The sequence below is a fragment of the Stappia sp. BW2 genome (genome assembly GCF_008107695.1).
Taxonomy (GTDB): domain Bacteria; phylum Pseudomonadota; class Alphaproteobacteria; order Rhizobiales; family Stappiaceae; genus Roseibium.
Window position 1 is genome coordinate 1,300,452 of the sequence record NZ_VIRG01000070.1, and the last position, 14,318, is coordinate 1,314,769.

Annotated in this window: 18 protein-coding genes; 13 read left to right on the forward strand and 5 right to left on the reverse strand. The window is 59.0% G+C overall.

The window, feature by feature from the left end; all coding sequences use genetic code 11:
- Positions 1 to 77: 77 nt before the first annotated feature.
- The 3 genes from FMN63_RS24975 to FMN63_RS24985 are packed head-to-tail and all read right to left on the reverse strand — an operon-like array spanning position 78 to position 1,357.
- The gene (locus FMN63_RS24975; RefSeq protein ID WP_148586797.1) at positions 78 to 650 is read right to left on the reverse strand and encodes a hypothetical protein; all 573 of its coding nucleotides are present in this window, start codon (positions 648 to 650) and stop codon (positions 78 to 80) included.
- The gene (locus FMN63_RS24980; protein WP_148586798.1) at positions 647 to 877 is read right to left on the reverse strand and encodes a hypothetical protein; all 231 of its coding nucleotides are present in this window, start codon (positions 875 to 877) and stop codon (positions 647 to 649) included. Before FMN63_RS24980 ends, FMN63_RS24975 begins: the two co-directional genes overlap by 4 nt.
- Positions 878 to 895: 18 nt before the next feature.
- Complete coding sequence (locus tag FMN63_RS24985; RefSeq protein ID WP_148586799.1) at positions 896 to 1,357, reverse strand: helix-turn-helix domain-containing protein; 462 nt, start codon at positions 1,355 to 1,357, stop codon at positions 896 to 898.
- A gap of 69 nt (positions 1,358 to 1,426) precedes the next feature.
- On the opposite strand from FMN63_RS24985, the gene FMN63_RS30025 reads away from it, so the two are divergent.
- Positions 1,427 to 1,645, forward strand: coding sequence for a helix-turn-helix domain-containing protein (locus FMN63_RS30025; protein WP_353619239.1), 219 nt, complete (start codon positions 1,427 to 1,429; stop codon positions 1,643 to 1,645).
- Between the two features lie 116 nt (positions 1,646 to 1,761).
- Here the strand turns inward: FMN63_RS30025 and FMN63_RS24990 are convergent, their stop codons facing one another.
- Both FMN63_RS24990 and FMN63_RS24995 read right to left on the reverse strand, forming a co-directional pair.
- Positions 1,762 to 2,439: a hypothetical protein gene (locus FMN63_RS24990; RefSeq protein ID WP_148586800.1), complete on the reverse strand. Its 678-nt coding sequence runs from the start codon at positions 2,437 to 2,439 to the stop codon at positions 1,762 to 1,764.
- 78 nt (positions 2,440 to 2,517) lie between these two features.
- A complete protein-coding gene (locus FMN63_RS24995) occupies positions 2,518 to 3,201 on the reverse strand; it encodes a hypothetical protein (protein ID WP_148586801.1) in 684 nt (227 codons plus the stop codon).
- Positions 3,202 to 3,272: 71 nt separating this feature from the next.
- Here FMN63_RS24995 and FMN63_RS25000 point away from each other — a divergent pair, with 71 nt between their 5' ends.
- From FMN63_RS25000 to FMN63_RS25055, 12 genes are all read left to right on the forward strand, one after another.
- The gene (locus FMN63_RS25000) at positions 3,273 to 3,596 is read left to right on the forward strand and encodes a hypothetical protein (protein WP_148586802.1); all 324 of its coding nucleotides are present in this window, start codon (positions 3,273 to 3,275) and stop codon (positions 3,594 to 3,596) included.
- 78 nt (positions 3,597 to 3,674) lie between these two features.
- On the forward strand, positions 3,675 to 4,184 hold the full coding sequence (locus FMN63_RS25005; RefSeq protein ID WP_148586803.1) for a helix-turn-helix transcriptional regulator: 510 nt from the start codon (positions 3,675 to 3,677) through the stop codon (positions 4,182 to 4,184).
- The gene (locus FMN63_RS25010) at positions 4,184 to 5,326 is read left to right on the forward strand and encodes a DUF7146 domain-containing protein (protein ID WP_148586804.1); all 1,143 of its coding nucleotides are present in this window, start codon (positions 4,184 to 4,186) and stop codon (positions 5,324 to 5,326) included. The genes FMN63_RS25005 and FMN63_RS25010 overlap by 1 nt, the downstream gene beginning before the upstream one ends.
- A gap of 2 nt (positions 5,327 to 5,328) precedes the next feature.
- Positions 5,329 to 6,042 carry a hypothetical protein gene (locus FMN63_RS25015; RefSeq protein WP_148586805.1) on the forward strand — a complete coding sequence of 238 codons (714 nt, stop codon included), beginning with the start codon at positions 5,329 to 5,331 and terminating at the stop codon, positions 6,040 to 6,042.
- 51 nt (positions 6,043 to 6,093) lie between these two features.
- Positions 6,094 to 7,983: a hypothetical protein gene (locus FMN63_RS25020; RefSeq protein ID WP_148586806.1), complete on the forward strand. Its 1,890-nt coding sequence runs from the start codon at positions 6,094 to 6,096 to the stop codon at positions 7,981 to 7,983.
- 460 nt (positions 7,984 to 8,443) lie between these two features.
- Positions 8,444 to 8,998 (forward strand): hypothetical protein, encoded by a 555-nt coding sequence (locus tag FMN63_RS25025; protein WP_148586807.1) that lies wholly within the window; start codon positions 8,444 to 8,446, stop codon positions 8,996 to 8,998.
- A 340-nt stretch (positions 8,999 to 9,338) separates the two neighbouring features.
- Positions 9,339 to 10,970: a terminase large subunit domain-containing protein gene (locus tag FMN63_RS25030; protein WP_148586808.1), complete on the forward strand. Its 1,632-nt coding sequence runs from the start codon at positions 9,339 to 9,341 to the stop codon at positions 10,968 to 10,970.
- On the forward strand, positions 10,970 to 11,353 hold the full coding sequence (locus tag FMN63_RS25035; protein WP_148586809.1) for a hypothetical protein: 384 nt from the start codon (positions 10,970 to 10,972) through the stop codon (positions 11,351 to 11,353). Before FMN63_RS25030 ends, FMN63_RS25035 begins: the two co-directional genes overlap by 1 nt.
- Positions 11,341 to 11,553, forward strand: a complete 213-nt coding sequence (locus FMN63_RS25040) for a hypothetical protein (protein WP_148586810.1) — start codon at positions 11,341 to 11,343, stop codon at positions 11,551 to 11,553. The genes FMN63_RS25035 and FMN63_RS25040 overlap by 13 nt, the downstream gene beginning before the upstream one ends.
- Positions 11,554 to 13,116 (forward strand): portal protein, encoded by a 1,563-nt coding sequence (locus FMN63_RS25045; RefSeq protein ID WP_148586811.1) that lies wholly within the window; start codon positions 11,554 to 11,556, stop codon positions 13,114 to 13,116.
- Positions 13,113 to 13,472: a hypothetical protein gene (locus tag FMN63_RS25050; RefSeq protein ID WP_148586812.1), complete on the forward strand. Its 360-nt coding sequence runs from the start codon at positions 13,113 to 13,115 to the stop codon at positions 13,470 to 13,472. The genes FMN63_RS25045 and FMN63_RS25050 overlap by 4 nt, the downstream gene beginning before the upstream one ends.
- Entirely contained in the window at positions 13,472 to 14,296 is an 825-nt protein-coding gene (locus FMN63_RS25055; protein ID WP_148586813.1) for a hypothetical protein, read from the forward strand. The genes FMN63_RS25050 and FMN63_RS25055 overlap by 1 nt, the downstream gene beginning before the upstream one ends.
- Positions 14,297 to 14,318: the final 22 nt, after the last annotated feature.

Below are 14,318 nucleotides of genomic sequence, written 5' to 3' on the forward strand. Positions count from 1 at the left end.
GCGTGACTGGCATGCGTATCGGGGACTGGCGACCCGTTGGGGCTTCAACGGCTGCCACTGCTCTGCCTTCGATTGGATCATTGAGCCGGAAGAAACAGATTGGCGTAATCTTGCGTTTCTGACTTGCGACGAACAGGGCTTTCGGAAGTTGGTAAGGCAGCCTGTACCTGCCGCTCTTTTTGATACCAGAAAGAATAGCCAAAAAGAAAATGGGCTCCGCCCATCGTCCGAACCGGCAATATAAGTCGCTGATACCGTACGTTTATTGTTGTGCCGGCGGTGTTTTGCATTTCAGCCTGGACGATGCTGTACATTGGCAGCTGTTGCGTCGTCGCATCAAAGTAGTCTCTTCCCACGACTGAGCAGTAATCTCTGCCGAGGAACTCCCGGGCCTTATCGCGGTTCTCTGCCCAGCCGTCGCCAAGGATCTTGACGGAAAGAGCTTCCTCTCCGCATTCCAGCAGATCCGGACTGTCGTTGACCTTGGGCGAGCCATCGAAAAGGATCATCTGCGGGAACGCCCTTATGTATTCGGAGGTCAGGTTTCCTTCTGTTCGTCGCCAGATCGACAAGACGTGTTGTGCAAATGCGTCCCCATCGCCCTTATCGATATCTTCGATCGATGCGCGCACTGAGAATGTCTTTGTCATGTTTTCATCGCCCTGTGAACGTGGTGAACTCCAAGCAAATCCTTCATTTTTGCGACGAACCGTTCAGCTTGTTCCGGTGTCAGTCTCGTTGGATCTTCGTGTCTCGCAATGTTGTAGCAAATGAGCTCGGGTAGGTTATCCATTTTGTCCGCTCTGGCAGCAGAAACAACATCCTCAACAGCAAGTTGTAGTGAAACATCTAATAAATGCGTATAACGCTCCCTCACGTTAAGCCTCCCAATGCCCTAATTATTCTTTTCGGATTTAACGGCTTCTAGAAATCTATAAATGGCATGAAGTAAAGGCTTGAAATCTTCGGTCTTTGCGCGTCCGTTCGCATATTTCTGGTCAATAGACCTGGCCGCGTCGAGCGCGTCTTCCATCCAATCGGAATTGAACATGAGCCGCTCGTCCGGATCTACGCCGGCAACCGATCGGGATGCTTTTGGTGAGACGTTCTCGTCACCTGCCATTAGGCGGTAGAATTCTTGTTCGGTGATGCCGCAAATTTCAGCCAGCTTCTGGACGTGAATATTCGTGGTAGGGCTCTTGCCTGTCTTCAGGCGAGAGAGATGTGGCGCGGAAATGCCCATCCGATCGGCCAGGTCTTCACCTTTAAGGCCGCTTAAAATGAGTGCGATATTCACAGGCGTCTTGCTCATATACGCATTATTTTCAAAGCCTTGTGTAATGCCATAACACCACATGTAATTCTCCGAGGAAATTTTTATCTCTCGTATATTGCATATAATGTAATTTATTTGCAATTTGATGTTATGACCCTCGACGAATTTCTCTCCAAGTCCGGGAAACCGGCACTGACCTTTGCGGAGCAAGTCGGCATCACTCCGGCGCAGCTGTCACGGATACGCCATGGCCACTCCCGGCCCAGCTGGGAGACCGCCAAACGCATATCAAACCTGACGAACGGACAGGTTTCAACGGTGTGCCTCATGGAAGGGCGCGACGATCAACCGGAGGCGGCTGCGCGATGAGAGATTGTCAAAGCTCGTTCGGCTTTATTGCCATCAAGGCCTCACCGCTGTTGAGGGAACTTCTTCAACGACTTTCAACACAACTCAATGAACTGATAGGTCTAGGCGAAGACCAGTTAGTCTGGGTAGTGCTTGTGACTTATGGCTCTGCGTTTGCCGAGAAGTTTGGCTTTTCGGTTGTCGATCGCTTCGGAGTAGGCGCGTGCATAAGACATGAATTTATTGAACTTTTCAATTTTCATTTCGAAAAACGTACGGCGCTTTTCTGTAATAAAAATCGTTCCGATGTTTTCAAGTTCAAATATCAGATCTGCGTAAGCGCCCATGAAGTCGGAGTATTTTTCAAGTTCAATTCTTGCATCGCCATGGATGTCAGCTTTCATGGCATTTTTGTTATCTACAAAAGCTTCTCTAAATTTTTCGCAGTGGTTCTCGATGACAACCCCTGTAGGGTCACCGAGACTATATTCGATGTTTCTTGCATGGTTTACAGAGGTGGAAATGCAACTGGATATGTTATCGAGCTTACCAATTCGGTCAGTGTAAATTTCAAGGTCCTGAAGTTCTGTCTGTTTTCGTGTGTGAGCGCTTTGTTGTGCTGTCAAACTCACCGCGTAAATCGTCACGCTGAAGCCACCAATTGTGACGAGCAATGTCAGCCAACCAGCCAAAGCCGTCGCGCTCGGGCCAAGAAACATGTCTTGCGCAGACAGGATTTTGGACGCCGCGATAATAATTATTCCGCAACAAGCCACATAAACTACCGGCAATACCCAAGATCTGTCTTCCTTCATTCAGTCCCCCAATCGAGTTGTTCTCTTCCGACGGTTCATAACACAGCCCAATTAAACCTTGGAGTTGCAGTGAGCCTTTTAGCGACGGGAATACTGGGAAAGAAGATTATCTCTTTCTGCTCGAAGTTGTTGTTCTCGCTTTTGCAGGTAATCAACGTAAGCTGTCTGTTCTTTGAAAAACGTCTGACATTTCTTTTCGATGAACAGAGCAATTTGCCTGCGTGTTCGGTCGTCTCCGTCCCATCTGACAGGAGTTATCGAGAGCATCACGGATTGAAGCGAATTCAAATATTTGTTGCCACTATTAATGTCCGGCGCCGTATCGTTGTGATCGTCATCGTTGTGGTGTTTTTGGATTACTTTGAACTTTTCAAGCAACCTTTCTGCCGTCGTTCTAGCGAGGTTTCCGTTGTCGATAAGCAAGTATTCGTCGCAGGCGATTTCATGGATGTCATCGAAGAGGGTGAATGCGACGTTTTGAAGTTCGGAAATGCGTTCAATTCGTTCTTTGTACAGCCCCATATCCTGAAAATCGATTTGCTTGTTTGCGGCAAGAACCTGACGCGATGTCATGCTGACTATGTAGATAGTGACGCCAAAACCTGCGGCAGTAACGATAAGTGTCAGCCACCCCGCGACGGCCGTCGCTTTAGGGCCAAGCAACAAATCTTGCTTCGACAACATCGCAAAAATCGCCACGACAACAACCAGACCGAACGTGACAAACGCCGCCGGCAAAACCCACGATTTGTCTTCTTTCATCCAGTCCCCCAAATGGTTGGTTTTACTCCAAAGCGTCATAGCACAGCTGCTTCGAACGTTGGAGTTGCATCATGAGCAACCAGAAACTGGCACCTGTCGAGTGCTGGCAGATCGCGACCGTGCCCGTTCTCGGCCAGAAATCCCGGTTGCGGCACCTGGCCGAAACCCAAGACCAACGCCTGGTCGTGATCGAGACCAATGCCTCGAGCGACGAGCCGAAAGTGCTGCAACAGCCGTTCAGCCTGGCCGAAGCGCTGGACCACGCCGAGCACATCCTGGCGGGATCCGCCCGGCACATCACCCATCAGTCGACTCCCATGGTTCTGGCCGGCGCTCTGCTGGCCATGGCCGCGGTGCTGTCGAAAGCACATGAGCCGGTAAAGCCCGGTTCCTGAGTTTTGTTCCCTCGCGTATCGGCCGGCAGGTTCTGCGTCCGGCCGGATGAGTGATTTTTACCGGTACCGGAGGCGGCCATGGCCAACACTCAACGACCTGACCAGGCGGCAAAACTGCAGCGCCTGGAAAAGAAGCGGCTTCGGCTGGGCGTGTCACTCGACGAGCTGGCTGCGCTTTCAGGTGTTCCCGCGCGCAAGATCTATCGCATACGGCGAGACCGGCGCGGTTTCGACAGTGACATCCGCAAGCTGACCTTTGCCCTGCGCGCGGTCGAGCGGGAGGAACCCATGGAAAGGGCGTCCTTCGGTGTGCGGGCCAGCGGCCTGGAGGCTGCGGCGCGGATGGCGTTCCAGGGGTTCCTGGCCGCGGTGAGCGGACGGCTTCCCGAAAAGTATGAACGCAAGGCCGCGCTCTACTTGCTGGTGACCGGGGCCAATGTGCCGAGCGCGACGGCCGGGCGCGTTTACGGCTGCACCAAGCAATATGTTTCCAAGGCCGTGCGCCAGGTGGAGGACCTGCGCGAGGACCCGGAGCTCGGCGGCGCGTTTCGCGACCTGGAGGCGATGTTGCTGGAAAGGGCCGGCTGATGTCGCGCTTTTCCGTCGCCAAGGCCCATGTGCTGGACCATCTGGAAACCCTGATCCCCGAGTTGTTCGGCGGCAATGCGGATCCGCGTCATCACCGGCGCGGGCGCTCCTGGAATATTGCCTGGCCGTGGCGGACCTGGTCGAAGCCGGACCAGACCATTATCTGGTTGGATGGTGCGCGTCGAGGCGGCTGGTGCGATTTCGTTTCCGGTGAGCGGGGCGATGCGATCGACCTGGTCGCGGTCGGCCTGCAGGGGGCCGTTACCGACGAAACGCGATTGCATGCCGTAGCCTGGATCGAGGACCGGTTCGGGATCCGTGCCATGTCGCCGGCACGTCGCCGGCAGATTGAAGCCGAGGCGGAAGCCAAGCGCAAGGCTATGGAGGCCGAGGCGGCACGGGCACTGAAGGCCTCGCGCGACCGGGCCCGCAAGTTCTTCTTTTCCTGCGCGCCGGAGATCCTGGGAACGCAGATCGACACATATTTCCGGGTGAAGCGCGGGCTGGACCTGCGCGGTGTGCCGAACCTGGCGCCGGCGTTCCGGTTTCACCCGGCGTGCGAATATTGGCTGGGGGCCCCGCGCGATGCGGAGGGCAAGAAGCTGGACCGGGGGCCGGTCTTTCCGGCGCTGATTTCCGCCATGGTCGACAAGGACGGCCGCCTGGGGGCCTGCCATTACACCTTCCTGCGGCCGGACGGCACCGACAAGGCCGAGGCGATCCCGTTCGGCAAGGACGAGCCGAAGGCCAAGATGATGTTTCCCGATACGTCCGGACTGATGATCCGGACGACATACGGGCCGAGCGGGCTGAACATGGAGAAGGCGGCCGACGCGGGGATCCGCGGCATCGCCAGCGCGGCCGAGGGCATCGAGGATGCGATCTCGGCCGGATATGCAGATCCGGAGCTGCGCTCCAATGCAGCCGGTTCGCTGCCGAATTTCCTGACCGCTTACGACCATGCCTGCGTGAGCTCCTGGATCCTGTTCCAGGACGGCGACTGGACCAACCCGCAGGCGCTTTCGACGTTCCGGCGGGCCGAGCGGCGGTTCCGATCATTTCGAAAGCCGGTCGAGACAATCACCATGCCCCGCGCCTGGGGCAAGGACGTTAACGACGCCCTGAGGGGCGGGGAAGGGTGAAGATGAACATTCTCGAAATCCATTGCGAGAGCTATGCAACCCGGGTCGCCTATGCGGCGGCACATCAGCTCTACAACCTGCTGATCGTTCCGCTCGATGCTGACGACGAAGATTTCCATCCGCGGGAATTTCTACCGATCGAGGATCCCGGCGAACTCGAGGGCTGTATCCAGGGCATGGGCGGTTATGTCTGTTTCAAAGGCTGCGAGACCGGGGAGCGCCTGTATCGCTGGCTGATGGGGCAGCGGCTGTTCGGGAAAAGCTGGGAGACGCTCGACCAGGAGCTCGTCCTGACCTTCGAAACTTTCGTCCAGGTCTGCTCGTCGACCTACACCAAACTGCATTGCCGGCAGATAGAGGCCGAGCGGCGCGACCAGGTTGCGCAGGCGGCGAAACCGCTGCCGATCGAAGACACGATCTTCGAGCCGATCGGTTCCATGAGCGAGTTGTTGCCCCATGCCGTCGAGGCCTCCAAGGCCATCGCCGACTATCAGCGTGCGACAGCAGAAGCCGCTGCAGCCGAGCAGAACGAAAACCAGGCCAACGAGCCGGGCGGTGCGCTTTCCCTGGGAGAGAACGTCCATTCGGCATCGGCCGGTCAGTCGGGTGTGCCTGAGACGGGCAGGGAGCCTGCCCAGGAGCCCGATTTGCCGCCGGCACCGAAAACGCCGGCGCAGCGCAAGGGCCGCTCCAGCACCGCAAAACGTCAAAAATAACGCCGTTTGGCGGGCAAAGTGTCATGACAAACGACAACCAAACGGGCGGAAATGAGCGGTTCTGAACCACAAGACGGAAGTTTTCCACAGGAAAGAGGCAAACGGCGTGTTGCGGCGATTACCGGCGCGGCACGGGCCAAGCTGGAAATGGCCGAACATCGCTCGGCCGAGAACAGATGGCCGATACCCGGCATGCCGCTCGACGGCATCGAACCCGGGCAGTGGCTCGAGCAGGGCGACGTCGATGAGACCGGCTGCCTGCCGGAGGACTGCCCGGTGCGGCCGCTCGGTTATGACGGTGAGCTCTATTATTTCGTCGATACCAAGGGGCAGGTGTTCTGCACCGGCGACAAGGCCATGGGCGTGGAGCGGATCCAGAAGCTGTTCTCCCGCCACGAAAACTTTCTGTGCTGGGCCTGGCCGTCTTACGATCGCAAAGGCAAACGCGTGATCGGCTTCAAGGCTGAGCTCGTCCGGCGGGATCTTTATGCCGCTGCCCATGCGCGCGGACCGTGGAGCCCGACGGAACTTGTGCGCGGCCGTGGTGCCTGGATCGCCAGTGACGGCAAGCTCGTCCTTCATTGCGGCGAATATCTCTGGATCGATGGCAAGCTGGCCGACACGGGCGAAGTGGGGGCGCATTTCTATGTGCGCCGGCCTGCCGGCATCGTGCCCTGGCCGGCGGCCGTGCCGCATGACGACAATCCGGCGATGGAGCTCTACCGGCTGTTCCGCACCTGGAACATGGGCCGCGGCCAGACCGACGCCATGCTGCTGATGGGCTGGATCGGCGTTGCCATGCTGGGCGCGGCGCTCGACTGGCGGCCGTCTGCCTTCATCGTGGGCGAGGCCGGTACCGGCAAATCCGAATTGATCAAGCTGCTGAAGACAGTCCTCGGCCGGGGGATGGTCTCGACCACCAACGCCACGGAGGCCGGTCTCTATCAACATGTCGGGCACGATAGTTTGCCGATCTGGATCGACGAGCTCGAGGGCGACGACAACATCGAGCAGGCCAAGAAGGTTCTGAAGATGGCACGCGATGCCGCGTCCGGATCGGTCCGGATCCGTGGCGGCCAGGACCACAAGGGCGTCGAGTTTCAGGCGCGATCGGCCTTCGGCTTTTCCGCCATCAACCCGCCGCCGATCCCGCCGGCAAACCTGACGCGCCTGGCGATCATCCAGCTCGACGCTCTGAAAACGCTCGACGGCATCGTGCCGAAGCTCGCGGATCCGGAGACGACAGGTGCCAGGCTGTTGCGACGCCTGGTCGACCAGTGGCAGGACCTGCCACGGATCCTTGAGGCCTATCGGACGGTGTTGCGCGAGGCCGGACATGACAGCCGCGGCCAGAACACTTTCGGGACGTTCCTGGCCTGCGCGCATCTTCTCCTGGGAGACGAGGGCCTGGAGGCTTGCGGTCTGCCGGCATACGAGAACCTGGAAGCCTGGGGGGCTGCGCTTGCGGCTGATGCCGTGCCGGAGCTGCAGGACAAGGAGCCGAGCTGGCAGGAGTGCCTGCGCTTCATCATGTCCTCGCCCATTGACAATTACAGCCACGGTTCCCGCCAGACGGTGGCGCAGGTCCTCGAGGACCTGAAGCTGAAGGAGATCGAGGAGGGCGTGGCGCGATCGCGCCTGGCGCTTGCGGATCTCGGCCTGGTTCCGACACAACACGTCGACGACGGCTACGCCCTGGCGATCCCCAACAAGAGCCGGACGATCGGCAGGATGCTGGCGGACACGCCTTATGGCGATCGTGGCGGCTCCGGATCGTGGTCCTGGGCGTTGCGGCGCGGGCCGCCGCACATCGTGCACAAGGGCATCAAGAAGAAAGACAAGGACGGCGGCGAGAAGCTGGACAACCGCTACACGGTGGCCGGTCAACAGCAGCGTTGCACCTTTATCTCCCTGCAAAACCTCATGAAATTCGAAGGCTAACCATGACCAGAACCCGGTTCAGACCGGGCGGCTGAGCACCGCCCGATGCCTCCTCGTCGCCGCCGAAACCCGGGAAATCGAGAACCCCGACCCTTTGCCCTGCAGGGAACAGACCGGTTGACCGGCCTGATGGCAGCTTATCGTCCTCAAACAGCGGCAGGGCAAGACACTTGGAAGACAGGAAACTGTCTAAAGTGTCTAACAGGTGTCTAGAGCTAAGTGTCTGACATGATTGCCAGAATTACCCCATTAGACAGATTAGACAGTTTAGACAGCAATGAGCCTCATATGTGGGCGCACCTGCGTACATACATGAGATTGTGTGTGTCTAATGTGTCTAATCTGTCTAGTTGTATATATGTAACTGATTTCATTGGTAATTTCGTTAGACACTTCTCTAGACAGTCCTTAGACAGTTGCGCCGGCCGCTCGGTAGTTAAATATTCGAGGAGCGGTTTCGATGGCTGATGGCGACCTGTTTGACGACAACGAATACGGGGTCGACCCGTTCGCCGATGCGGGCGAGGCGCTGGAGCGTCATCGGCCGGACGAGGGCGAGATCAACGGCAAGCGGCGACCTGGGCGGCCGAAAGGCGCGATGAACCGCAAGACCAAGGATTTCGAGCGGTTCTACCAGGCGCAGGGCTTCCGGGATCCGCTGGCGGCGATGGCGCAGTTCCTCACGGCAGATCCTGTCGCGCTCCAGGCGTGGTTCGAGGATCACGATCGGGCGAAGGTGGCGGTCGGGAAGAAGATCATGACCGCGATGCCGAGCCTGATGGACATCATCAAGGAACAGCATGCGGTGGCGAGTGTCCTGGCTCCGTATCTCCACGGCAAGAAGCCTGTTGAGGTCGCGATCATCGACGAGCGGCTGCCGACGCTGATCGTCGACCTGGGCACGAACCAGCTCGAGGAGGGCGAAATCATCGCCGGCCGGAAGGCGTTGAGCCTGGGCTCGACGATCACCACCGCACCTAATGAAATCAATGACTTGCAGGAGGACGAGGAATGACCTCACATGGGCAAACCTCACATGAAACCCGCAAGGCATTGAATGCGCGTATGTTTTCGGCGGTTGAGCAACCAATCGAAAATCAGTTGCTCCGAGGGGGATGCCCCCATTTTGCGACACGACCGATCCGGAATGCCGGCGACCTGGCCGGCCTGGCCCCGCGGCGTGGATCGATTGCCTGGGGGGCAGGAGCCGAGGGCTTCCCCCGAGGCGGGGGGCTGGGCACCCAAGAGGGGGAGCGCTCTCACACCGATCCCATTTTTTGCAAATGGCCTCACGGCACGGGATCTCGGGTCACCGGGAAATTTTCGGTTCGGCCCGGGGGTCGGGGGGCGAGGGGATGAGCGGCCATATTTCAGACCTTGTCGGGCAGAAGGAGTTTCGCGTCTACTCCGATGAGCAGGTGCGGAAGAAAGCACTTGAGTACGAAATCCTCGGCGATTTCGACCTGGTCCGCTATGTGCCTCCCGGGCCGGTTGCGCAAGCCTTCATTCTGGAAACGCTCAAGACCGCCGTCATCATGGGGCCCCTGGGTGGGGGGAAGACGACAGCCTGTGCATTCAAGCGGATCTACGCCGCAACACTCGCGCCGATCTGCAAGCATCCCGTCGACGGCAAGCCAACCCGGATGTGCCGCTGGATCGTTCTGCGCGATACGTTCCGCTCGGCCGAGAAAACTGTCCTGGAGAGTTGGAAGCAATGGTTCCCAAAGACATACCCGGGCTCGTCGTGGACCGGCGGCAACGATCGGCCTGTAACCCATACGCTGCGGTTCATCGGTAAGGACGGGATCCGCATCGAGGCGATCACGGAATTTGCCGGCCTCAACGAAAACGATATCGAAACCCTGATGAAAGGCCGGGAATACTCCGGCGTCTGGTTGAACGAGCTCGACACCCATGCGGAAGGGGCGCTCGACGATGCGGAACAACGCGTCGGCCGTTATCCGATGAAGAGCATCATGCTTGATGCGGACGCGCCAAGGCGCGGCTTTGTTATTGGTGATATGAACGCGCCAACGCTCGACAACTGGACTTACGGGTGCCTGGTCAAAAACAGAGGCCCCGGGCGCGCGTTCCACGAGCAGCCTAGCGGCCGCTCGAATGAAGCGGAAAACCGCTTCAATCTGGAGCCTGACTACTACGATCGGATTGTCCAGAACCAGGACGAGCATTTCGTGCGCAGGATGGTCGACAACCAGTTCGGTTATAGCCGCGCCGGCAAGCCTGTCCTGGAGACATTCGATCGCAGGATCCATGTCGCAACGCGCGAAATCGGCTTCTTTCCGGAACTCGAGCTCGTAATCGGCATCGACATTTCCATGAACACGCTGAACCCGGCCGCCTCCTTCAAGCAGGTGCATGCGCCTGGCCGGATCTGCAACATGGATGAGCTCTATCTGGGGCACGGGGTAGGCGCGGCGCGGTTCGGGGAAGCGCTGAAGAACCGCGTCGAGGAACGTTATCCAAACGCCCGATCGATCCGGATCTTCATGGATCCGGCCGCGCAGTATGGCGCCGACAAGGAAGGCGGCCAGCTCACGGCGATGGAAACGATCGCCATGATCATGGGCCTGCCTGTTCTCATTCCTGCAGGAGGCAGCAACGAGCTCGGCATGCGCCTAGATGCGCAGAAGGCAGAGCTTCGGGGCTACCTCGAGCCCAACACGACACTGTTGATCTGCCCGGTGCGTTGTCCTCTGACAGTCGAGGCCTATGAGGGTAAGTACCGGTTCAAGCGGAAGCCGGAAAAATCCTCCTTCGAGTATGAAGAAAAGCCCGAAAAAACGCATCCGCACTCGGACATCATGGATGCCGACCAGTACGGGATCCTCGGGATACGCGGCAAGGTTGGGTCTCTGAGGGCCGCGGCCGGTCTCGACAAGCTCCCTGGCACTTCGCGTCCTACACCTTGGGGCGGCCAGGGCGGTGGCTCCGGTGGCAGTTTCGACGTTCACAAGGTTGGCTGCTGATGCTGCAGGTGGAAAGTTCCGCAACGCTGCCGGACATGGCCGAGCTCGGAGGTGCGAGAACGCGGGTGCATTGGGCCATTCTGCGGGAAATGTGGAGCGGCGGGCAAACCTGGGCATTTCGTGATGGTGAGGACCTCGTCGGGATCGCCGGCATCTATCCGATCGCCGATGGCGTCGGAGAGGCCTGGTTCAACCTCGCGCCGGCGATCGGCCGAAACCTCCCGTCGCTGTTCCGTGCGATCCGGTTGACGCTTCAGACCGCGGACTATCGTGAAATCGTCGTCATCTGCACCACGCGGGCCGGCAAGGTCATGGCGCGGCGCTGCGGCTTTTCGTTTTCGGAACGTTGTGACTACGGGGAAATCTGGACATGCAAGCTCTAATGGGCGGCGGCAAACGCGATAACGGGGCGACCGAGCTCGCTAAACGGAATGCGGAAGAACAGCAACGGCGCAGCCTTGCGCAGCTTGCTGCCAGCCAGGCGGAAACCGACCAGGCAACCTCAAATCCTGGTGGTGGCAAGAAGCGCGGCGGTAAGTTGCTGACCTTCCTGTCCGGTGCGGGGCAGGAGACCCTCGGCTAAATGGAATATCTGACCGCGCTCAAGGCCCGGCGCAACAATGCGCAACGGGAACGGGACAGCTTCCAGCCGTTGCTGGACGAGGCCTATCAATACGCCATTCCTTTCCGCAAACCGTCCGCGAAAACCGGAAAGGGCGACAAGCGCGTCAATGATGTCTTCGATCATACGGCCATCGACAGCGCGTTCCGCTTCGCCGGGAAGGTCCAGCAGGACCTTTGGCCGGCCGGTCAGGAAAACTTTCAACTCGAACCGGGCCCCATTGTCCGCGACCAGGCCGAAAAAGACCGTCTGACGGAGATCCTTGCCCCTGTCAGCAGCGTTTGTCAGGCGTTTTTCGACGACGGCGACTGGGATATGGCGTTTCACGAAATGGCCCTCGATCTGAGTGCCGGCAATGGCGCGATCCTGATGAACCCGGCAAACGAAAACGAGCCGGAGAAGCTTTGGGAGCCGATCAGTGTTCCGATCGAGGAGCTCCTGATCGAGAACGGCCCGAACAACAAGATTTCGGCCATTTTCTGGAAGCGCAAGATGACGGTTCGGGTGTTGAAGGACACCTGGCCGGACGGCCAATTCGGTGAAAACCTCAAGAAGCTCCTGAAGGACAAGCCGGAAAAGGAAATCGAGGTCTGCGTCGATACGGTTTGGGATCCAAAACTGAAGCGCTGGCTGATGACGGTCTGGTGCAAACAGCAGGATACCGCCGTCTACATGAACCAGAGCCGGACCTGTCCCTGGCTTTTCGCGCGTTACTTCCGGGTTCCCGGCGAAGCCTATGGCCGCGGTCCCGTCATGCTGGCCATGCCGACGATCAAGACGCTGAACACGGCGGCCAGGCTACAGCTGCAGGCCGCGGCGATCGCAATGCTCGGGATCTATACCGCCGTCGATGATGGTGTGTTCAATCCGGACCTTGCCCCACTCGCACCGGGAAAATTCTGGAAGGTCGGCCGCAATGGCGGCCCGCTTGGTCCGTCGATCAACCGGTTTCCGGATCCTCGCCTGGATCTCTCGAACCTGGTGCTGAACGATATGCGCATGGGCGTCAAGGCGACCATGATGGATCAGAGCCTGCCGGCGGATGGGGCTGCAGTCCGATCGGCAACCGAGATCCTCGAGCGCGTGAAGCGTCTGGCATCCGACCATCTCGGCGCTTATGGCCGGTTGGTCAAGGAAATCGTCATTCCTGCCGTCAAGCGGACCATCGAGATCGCCTACAACAAGGGTCTGATCCGCCAGGAGATCGGCATTGATCAGCTTCTCGTGCGCGTCCGCGTGAAAAGCCCGCTGGCGATCGCTCGGGAGGCGCAGCGCATCGAAAAGATTATCCAATGGCTGCAGATGGTCCTCATGATCGCCGCGTCTCTCGGCGATCCGAATTTCGCGCGTAGGATTGCGAAGTTTGAGAGCGCCTTGACGGACGTGGGCCGCCAGCTTGGCGTTCCCTCGGAATACATCGTTACCGACGACGAGCGAAAACAGATGGACGCGGACAACGCGGACGCCACCGCAGCAGCGGTGGCTGCGGCCGCGATAACAGAAACGGCAGGAGCTTCCCCATGACCGATTTTGAGAACCTGATCCAGAACGCTCCTTCTGGCGGCTGGGAATGGTTCGAGGGCGCGGATGAAAAGATCAAGAAAGCGCTGGAACTGAGTGAGGCGAAAGAGACTGAGGACAGGGCTGCGATCGCTTCCGCCTGGGCTCAGTTTGCTGAGACACCTGGCGGCCGGAAGGCTCTGGACAACCTCTTTGCCAACACGCTCTACCGCACAGTCTTTTTCGTCTCGCTCGGCCTCGACATGCAGTCGATGGCCACATTCGGCGCGTTCCGCGAGGGGCAGAATGCCGTCGCGCACATGATCGCCTCGGCCATCGCGGAAGGCCGTGGTGAAACCACAAAACCGAGAGATGTCTAATGTTTCTGTTTGAAAGGATAGGGCCGTTCTTTGACGCGGCCGATGCCGGTGGCGGCGGTGGCAACGGAGGCGGTGAAGCCTGGGCAGCGCCGGAAGGCCTTCCTGCTGAATTTGCCGGCACGACAGCCGATGAGACCCTGTCGAAGCTTCTGCCGGCCTTCAATGATGTCAACGGCCGGGTTGAAGGACTACGCACCAAGCTCGCACAGATGCCGGCGCGGCCTGAAACAGCCGATGCCTATTCGTTTGAGGCCGACGACAAACTGAAACCCTGGCTCGGGGATCTCAAGGACAATCCCGCATGGGACCATGCGCGCAAAGCGGCGTTCGAGGCGGGATTGAGCCAGGATCAGCTGCAGAAGTTCATCGGCGGGGTGTATGGCCCAATGGCCGATGCCGGCATGTTGTCGACGCCGTTTGATCCTGCGGCAGAGGTCAAATCGTTCATGACCGCGAGCGGAATGGACCGCACCGCGGCGACGACGGCGCTACAAAACACGGAAGCGTTTGCGAACGGCCTCGGCGCGCAGCTCAAGGGCGTACCGGAAAGCATGAAGGCCGATGTGCAGGCGCTCCTTGTCTCGATGACCGATACGGCCGCGGGAAACTTTCTCCTGCAGTCGCTCTCCGGACGTTTGTCAGAGAACGGGATCCGGGTGAGTGGCGAGGGCGGATCGCAGGGCGAGCTCACGGATGAGGATGTGAAGCGACTTCACACGGATCCTCGTATCGATCCTCGCAACAGGAGCCACCCGGATCCCGACAAGCGGTTCGATGAGGATCTTCGCCGGCGTTACGATGCGGCGTGCAGTCGGGTAAAGTAACGAGTGTAGCTTACAAGCCGTA

Bases quoted from the DNA above. Each gene is read 5' to 3' on its own strand.
- FMN63_RS24975 (WP_148586797.1), bottom strand. From the start codon at position 650: ATGACAAAGACATTCTCAGTGCGCGCATCGATCGAAGATATCGATAAG.
- FMN63_RS24985 (WP_148586799.1), bottom strand. From the start codon at position 1,357: ATGTGGTGTTATGGCATTACACAAGGCTTTGAAAATAATGCGTATATG.
- FMN63_RS30025 (WP_353619239.1), top strand. From the start codon at position 1,427: ATGACCCTCGACGAATTTCTCTCCAAGTCCGGGAAACCGGCACTGACC.
- FMN63_RS24990 (WP_148586800.1), bottom strand. From the start codon at position 2,439: ATGAAGGAAGACAGATCTTGGGTATTGCCGGTAGTTTATGTGGCTTGT.
- FMN63_RS24995 (WP_148586801.1), bottom strand. From the start codon at position 3,201: ATGAAAGAAGACAAATCGTGGGTTTTGCCGGCGGCGTTTGTCACGTTC.
- FMN63_RS25000 (WP_148586802.1), top strand. From the start codon at position 3,273: ATGAGCAACCAGAAACTGGCACCTGTCGAGTGCTGGCAGATCGCGACC.
- FMN63_RS25005 (WP_148586803.1), top strand. From the start codon at position 3,675: ATGGCCAACACTCAACGACCTGACCAGGCGGCAAAACTGCAGCGCCTG.
- FMN63_RS25010 (WP_148586804.1), top strand. From the start codon at position 4,184: ATGTCGCGCTTTTCCGTCGCCAAGGCCCATGTGCTGGACCATCTGGAA.
- FMN63_RS25015 (WP_148586805.1), top strand. From the start codon at position 5,329: ATGAACATTCTCGAAATCCATTGCGAGAGCTATGCAACCCGGGTCGCC.
- FMN63_RS25020 (WP_148586806.1), top strand. From the start codon at position 6,094: ATGAGCGGTTCTGAACCACAAGACGGAAGTTTTCCACAGGAAAGAGGC.
- FMN63_RS25025 (WP_148586807.1), top strand. From the start codon at position 8,444: ATGGCTGATGGCGACCTGTTTGACGACAACGAATACGGGGTCGACCCG.
- FMN63_RS25030 (WP_148586808.1), top strand. From the start codon at position 9,339: ATGAGCGGCCATATTTCAGACCTTGTCGGGCAGAAGGAGTTTCGCGTC.
- FMN63_RS25035 (WP_148586809.1), top strand. From the start codon at position 10,970: ATGCTGCAGGTGGAAAGTTCCGCAACGCTGCCGGACATGGCCGAGCTC.
- FMN63_RS25040 (WP_148586810.1), top strand. From the start codon at position 11,341: ATGCAAGCTCTAATGGGCGGCGGCAAACGCGATAACGGGGCGACCGAG.
- FMN63_RS25045 (WP_148586811.1), top strand. From the start codon at position 11,554: ATGGAATATCTGACCGCGCTCAAGGCCCGGCGCAACAATGCGCAACGG.
- FMN63_RS25050 (WP_148586812.1), top strand. From the start codon at position 13,113: ATGACCGATTTTGAGAACCTGATCCAGAACGCTCCTTCTGGCGGCTGG.
- FMN63_RS25055 (WP_148586813.1), top strand. From the start codon at position 13,472: ATGTTTCTGTTTGAAAGGATAGGGCCGTTCTTTGACGCGGCCGATGCC.